General features: G+C 40.6%; 3 protein-coding genes and 1 pseudogene. All 4 read right to left on the bottom strand.

Annotation, left to right across the window (positions count from 1 at the left end):
• Positions 1-1,190, bottom strand: a pseudogene (locus tag Q0212_RS11930) (hypothetical protein); the annotation flags it as partial.
• Positions 1,191-1,346: 156 nt separating this feature from the next.
• Entirely contained in the window at positions 1,347-2,378 is a 1,032-nt protein-coding gene (locus Q0212_RS11935) for a putative solute-binding protein (protein ID WP_297925784.1), read from the bottom strand.
• Between the two features lie 94 nt (positions 2,379-2,472).
• Complete coding sequence (locus Q0212_RS11940; RefSeq protein WP_297925787.1) at positions 2,473-3,510, bottom strand: hypothetical protein; 1,038 nt, start codon at positions 3,508-3,510, stop codon at positions 2,473-2,475.
• A 335-nt stretch (positions 3,511-3,845) separates the two neighbouring features.
• Entirely contained in the window at positions 3,846-5,936 is a 2,091-nt protein-coding gene (pnp, locus tag Q0212_RS11945; protein ID WP_297925789.1) for a polyribonucleotide nucleotidyltransferase, read from the bottom strand.
• Positions 5,937-5,951: the final 15 nt, after the last annotated feature.

The following is a 5,951-nucleotide window of genomic DNA, read 5'->3' on the forward strand; positions in this document are numbered from 1 at the left end:
CTTAATACCACACCTAAAGAGCCAGACATCGCCGTTGCTGCTAAAGCATATTGACGACGTGCGCCAGAGGCATACACTTCTTTGTAAATCACCGCACCCGCAGCAATAACAAAAATACCTGAAGCGCCTGTATAAGCGGTTGGAATCGCAGCCGCTAAAAGAATGATGTAAGTTAAAACTTCTGGCGAGAACTTCCAAGGACGAACGATGTTCAAGAATAAGTCAACGACACGTGTTTGCTTGAGCAACATACCTACCCAAATATACAGTGCCAAGTTTAAGAATACACCTGACAACTCCATCATTTGGCCTAAATAAATTGCCAATCCAGAATAGTGACCAGCAAACAAGAAGCTTAAACCAGCATTAAGTGCCATAAAGGCATACAAAGGCACAGATAATAAAGCCATACCAATGCTACCGCCTTCTGGTGCATCTGCTGGCGGCTTAATTAACTGCTTGGCACTGATGCCAATTAAGACGGTAAACAATCCCATCCACAAATAATTAATAATCGGATGTTCAATTGGGATACCTGATGCTGTTTGTAATTGCCAATAAGAAATACTCGATGCAAGCAACAACACATTAGCTGCCACCATTGCTATCGAATAAATCTTAAAGTCTGTTTTTGTGACAGGTGGGCGTAAGGCAATATGGTGCAAACCCAATGTCGTTGTTGTTGCAGCAATTGCTACCATTAAAATCAAGATAACTGAACGATTTTCGGTACCAAAATGGAACAAACCAAAAAAGGCGGTTTCAAAGGTGCGATAGGCTTTTAATTCAGGCGTGACGTGCTTGACTAAACTTTCATAGGTTTTGAATTTTTCCACGCACTCATCACGAGCAGTGGTTAAAGATTGACGTACGGCTTCTGGGTCTACCACTTCATCGGCAAACAAACCACCAAACTCATCATCTGCGCCACCACCTGCAACTTTTTTTTGCACTTCGGCTTCGATATCAGGATTAGGATCACAATCTGGTTTGGTTGGGTCAGCACGCAGCATGAAATACTGAACCCCTGTACTGGGGTCACCAAAGAGTTTTTCACCCATTCTTAACAATTGGCCGTGAATCATTTCACCCGTACCAATGACTAATGTTAAGATGAGCAAGAGAAAGACAGGCAGACTCGATAACCATTCCGATAAGGAACGGTTCATAAATACAGGTTTCTGGTTCATGTTTTCCTGCTTCTTAAGAATTTAGACTGCAAAGTAACACCCCTGAGCCAGCCTAAACTCCTCTTACTTGTCGACTACAACGAACATTATTTATGACTAAATAATGCTTCCCCATCATGAATGCTGCACAGCAACACTCATAAAAACTTAAATAAATTATTCTAAATTGTCACTACATTCAGAATTAGTGGGTTCAACTTGACAGCGTACTTTTTTTAATAAAGACATCATTCGTTTGTCATAAGTGCCGTTATTGGTTAAATCAATTCGTGCTTGACGCATTAACGCCACATAACGTGGTCGATCTTCGTCAGGAATATGCATCCAATATTTAGGGTCTATATCTTTTTCATAACGTTGCACAATCGCTAACACACGATCAAATTGACTTGATAAATAACTACGCGATTTTTGCCCAAAACCTTCTGGAAAGCGTTCGTGACGCAGCACTACTTGTAAAAATACTTGGGCAACTAAAAAATCAGGAATACCACCATTTTGACCTAAACCACGATACAGTTCTAAAGGACGATAGGCTGTTGCAGGTGCGGCAATCACATCAACCACACCATTATTAAACTTAGCTGCAAAATTACTAATATCCGAAGGAATCGCTTGCGCACCCACACCATGCACTAATTGAGATTGCGATTTATCATAATCAAACACTGCAATCTTTTTGCCTGCCAACTTACCCACTTCATCAATTGAGCGATCACGCAAAAATAAATAAGCGGATCCCAATGGCATCACGCCACCCACTTCATAGTCACCTTGTTTCATTAAGTTGGCTGCTTTTGGACTACTAATCGCAGCCACCACAACTTTTAAGTGTTTATATGAAGGAATTGAGCCAATCGACTCCAAACTACCCGCAAAGGTATTAAACGGTTTAGCTCGTAAACCTGTAATTACCGCAGCATCACACTGCCCTACTCGAAAATCTTCAGTAGCAATTTTTTCATCGCTATATGCTTTGAGCTTAATATTTACGCCCCACTCACGCGCAGCAATACGATAATCTTTCATTAATGAAAAATTATCACCATTTGCACCCATCAAATCCCACACGCATATAGTACGGTCAACCATAGACGTATTTGTTTGTTCTGTTTCACTTGCCCAAACCAAACAAGTGCTTAACAGCCCCATTACAATGTAAAGGACAGACTTAATGTGTATTGCCATAAAACCTGCACTGAGCTCAAATCAAAAATAAATTAAGACTTACGCCTCTCACTGTAATTAGTGCGTAAGTCCTCAGATAAATAATATTTACCCTTTATAATAAATCGTCAATCGATACACCTGTACCTTCAGCAGAGGGCTTATCATCCCAAAACTTGGTATAACCATCTTCTGGTGTACGCGTACCCGTTTTTTCTGTCCAATAACGGTCAGAAATAGTTTGCACCATCATGCCGCCCAAAGCATCTAATAAGCGATATTGTGGGTTAACCGCCATATTGTTAGCTGCACCATAAGTTTTTAACGCATCGCGCAATAAAGCTTCATCACCTTTAGCTTGAGCTGATAAAGCATAAATAGCATGAGCCAAACGTACCCCTTTACGTTCACCAACACGAGTAGAGTCTTTCATGACGGTAAATGGGTCTGGTTTACCTTCGCTAGCACCAGGCAATAATGACCAAACAGCAGCACGTGTTGCCATTGGTACGCCCCAGTATTCAGCATTGTCTAAACAAGCCATACCACGTTCAACAATCGCTGCGATGTCTTTTGGTACACCCACCACACCTTGAGCTGCAATATCGTTAACAATAGCTTGCATACCAGAGGCTAGACCAACCAAATAAACCAACTTGTCAAAGTCTTCTTTTAAAGTTGGACAAGAAGCACCGATTTTAAAACGAAATTCTTTTTCAAAACGCTCAACAAAACGATTATAGGCTTCTTGTTGGCGACGTGCGGCTAATGCAGCCCAACGCTTTTGGTTAATACGCGCATCTTGTGCTTCTTCAATCATATTGGCACGAGAAGCACGTAAATAACGTAATTCATTTTCTAAAGCACGATCTTCAGCACATAACCCTGCAGATACATACATAAATACAGCTAGCTTAGCTGGGTCAGCACCCATGCCTTGTGTCGCTAAAATTAACGGTGTTAATGATTCACCTGAAGCACAAGCCATTGGTGCATCATTTAACTGCAAAATTGGTGGAACAATATAACTTTCACTAAAAGACAAAGCGATATGAGCACCGCCCTTAACAACTTGTGAGCACCCTGATATTAATGTCTGTACACCAATTACAGAACAAACCACACCTAAACGCAGGTAGTGTGATAATTTCATGCCTTATCTCCTAGATTTGTTTTTTTAAGTTATACACGCGATCATCATTTTTTTCTTGATGATTAGCGCAAAAATCACGCCAAGATTAATATCATAAATCCTAGCATGGTTATTATTTGAATTGTTTATTTGTCAAACAATTACTTTAAATATCACTTAACCTCAAAAAACATCAATCATTATTGAATGTTCTTATACTTAAGCCATGATAATGTCTTATTTTTAAAGGTCGCAATGATTGTTAAATTTTTATAGAACGTATCGCTCTACTTAAACGCTCTTTCGTTGTAATCAGATACGAGGGACAATCTTGACAGATTATCCCTCCTCTCTTTTTAAGCGTTACTTACATCCTTCATAGATAACTTAATACGACCCCGTTGGTCAACATCCATGACACGAACTTTAACAGTTTGGCCTTCTTTTAAGTAATCACCGACATTCGCAACACGTTCGTTGGTAATTTGGGAAATATGCACCAAACCATCTGTTCCAGGCATAATGGTCACAAATGCACCAAATTCTACAACCTTAGAAACTAAGCCATCATAGATAGCACCGACTTCTACTTCAGCAGTAATCGCTTGTACTTTGGCTAAAGCTGCTTGTGTTGCACCTTTAGTTTCGCCATAAATACGCACAAAGCCGTTGTCTTCAATATCAATCGTGGCTTTAGTTTCTTCACAGATTGCACGAATCGTTGCGCCACCTTTACCAATCACATCACGAATTTTTTCTGGATTGATTTGTAAAGTTGTATAAGTTGGTGCATGAATGCTCACTTCTGGACGAGCATTAGCAATCACTTGATTCATAGCATTTAAAATATGCAAACGACCACCACGTGCTTGGTTTAAAGCAACTTCCATAATTTCTTCGGTGATGCCTTCAATTTTAATATCCATTTGTAAAGCAGTAATACCATTGGCACTACCTGCTACTTTAAAGTCCATATCACCTAAATGATCTTCATCACCTAAAATATCTGAAAGCACAGCAAAACGATCGCCTTCTTTAACTAAGCCCATCGCAATACCAGCAACAGGCGCTTTTAATGGCACACCTGCATCCATTAATGCTAAAGAAGCACCACAAACCGAAGCCATAGAAGAAGAACCATTGGATTCGGTAATGTCAGAAACAACACGCACAGCATAAGGGAATTTTTCTGGGGATGGCAACATGGGTTGTACACCACGACGCGCTAAACGACCATGACCAATTTCACGACGTTTTGGCCCAGATTCACGACCAGTTTCACCAACTGAGTAAGCTGGGAAGTTGTAATGCAACATGAAGTTTTCAGTTAAAGAACCTTCTAAACTATCAATAATCATTGCATCACGTGTACCACCTAACGTGGCGGTTACTAGAGCTTGAGTTTCACCACGCGTAAACAAAGCAGAACCGTGTACACGGCCTAAAACGCCTACTTGGACATCTAAAGCACGTACAGTTTCTAAATTACGACCATCAATACGTGGCTTACCACTTAAAATATTGTCACGAACGGTGCGATATTTTAAGTCTTCAAATGCTGTTAATACATCATCAGCAACAAACTGAGGATTTTCTTCAGCCGCAAATTGCGCTAAAGCTTGCTGTTTGATTTCATCTAAACGAGTATAACGGCTTTGTTTTTCAACAATGGTATAGGCTTCAGAAATGCTGGCTGCAAACGCATCTTTTAATGCATTTTTTAATTCAACATTCACCACAGGTGCTTGCCATGCTAAAGGTGTCGAATTGACTTCTGCAGCAAATGCTTTGATAGATTCAATCGCGGTTTGCATTTCTTCATGACCAAAAAGCACTGCGCCCAACATTTGATCTTCGCTTAATTCTTTAGCTTCAGATTCAACCATCAACACCGCTTTATCAGTGCCCGCAACGACTAAATCTAAATCAGAGTTAGCTAATTCTTTGTAGGTTGGGTTTAAGACATATTCACCATTGATGTAACCCACACGTGCTGCACCGACTGGACCTTTAAAAGGAATACCAGCCATAGATAACGCAGCAGAAGTACCCAACATCGCAGCGATATCTGGATCACTTTCTTTGTCTGTAGAAACAACGGTTACCGTTACTTGAACTTCGTTATAAAAGCCTTCTGGGAACAAAGGACGGATTGGACGGTCAATCAAACGAGAGGTTAAGGTTTCTTTTTCAGTAGCACGGCCTTCACGCTTGAAATAACCACCAGGAATACGACCAGCTGCGTACGTTCTTTCTTGGTAATGCACCGTAAGTGGTAAAAAGTCCGTACCCCCTTGTGCTTCCTTTGCGCCAACTACAGTTACAAGTACTGAAGTATCTCCCATATGTACCATAACTGCTGCTGTTGCCTGTCTTGCTATTGCACCCGTTTCAAGCTGCACCGTTTGTGCACCGTATTGAAATGTCTTCTTAATTGGATTTAACACGATTTTTTCCTCTTT

It is taken from the genome of uncultured Agitococcus sp. (assembly GCF_937920075.1).
Taxonomy (GTDB): domain Bacteria; phylum Pseudomonadota; class Gammaproteobacteria; order Pseudomonadales; family Moraxellaceae; genus Agitococcus.

What these genes read in the sequence shown, in the direction of transcription:
- Q0212_RS11935 (WP_297925784.1), bottom strand. Translation starts at nt 2,378, where the DNA reads ATGGCAATACACATTAAGTCTGTCCTTTACATTGTAATGGGGCTGTTA.
- Q0212_RS11940 (WP_297925787.1), bottom strand. Translation starts at nt 3,510, where the DNA reads ATGAAATTATCACACTACCTGCGTTTAGGTGTGGTTTGTTCTGTAATT.